Genomic DNA, 717 nt, shown 5'->3' on the forward strand with positions numbered 1-717 from the left:
CCCGGACTGACGGCGGCCGCCCTGGCCTTGTCTGCCTCGCCGAGCGGGGCGCCCGCCGCGGGGGCGCCGAGGCCGCCCCGCCCGGCACCGCCCACGACCCGGTCGTCCTCACCCCCTCCCAGGAACAGGCCTGGGAGGAGCAGACGGGCGAACGCGGCCAGTGGAACCAGGCCATGCTCTTCACCACCCGGCCGGGCATCGACGCGGACCTGTTCGCCGAGGCCGTGCGGCGCCTGGTCGCCGGCCACGCCTCGCTCCGCCTCGCCGTCGAGGAGCGTCCCGCGCGGCGGCCCCGGCAGCGGACGGCGGCCCTGGCGACCGGCGGGCCGCCCGCCGACGCCCTGGGCCCGGTGCTCGACACCGTGGAGATCTCCGAGCTCTCCGACGCCGACCTGTCGGCGGCCGTCACCCTCCGGTGCGAACTGGAGCAGCGCTCCCTGGACCCGCGGGCGGGGCGCGTGGCCCGCTTCGTCCGGTTCGACGCCGGCCCCTCCCGGCCCGGCCGGCTGCTGGTCGTCTTCCACCAGCTCGCGATCGACATGCTGTCGTGGTCGGTGGTCCTGGCCGACCTGGAGGAGACCTACACGGCGCTGGAGGCCGGCCGGGACGACGTCTGGCCGGCCGAGGGCACCTCGTACCCCGAGTGGGCCGAGGCCCTGGTCGCCCATGCCCGCACCCCCGAGGCGGAGGCCGAGGCGGAGTGGTGGACGCAGGTGG

Annotated in this window: 1 protein-coding gene; it reads left to right on the top strand. The window is 77.7% G+C overall.

What is annotated here, in order from left to right; all coding sequences use genetic code 11:
- On the top strand, window positions 1-717 hold a 717-nt coding region (locus tag SSNG_RS04855), incomplete at both ends, for a condensation domain-containing protein (protein ID WP_007262684.1).

Origin of the sequence: Streptomyces sp. C, assembly GCF_000158895.1 — a bacterium.
Taxonomy (GTDB): domain Bacteria; phylum Actinomycetota; class Actinomycetes; order Streptomycetales; family Streptomycetaceae; genus Streptomyces; species Streptomyces racemochromogenes.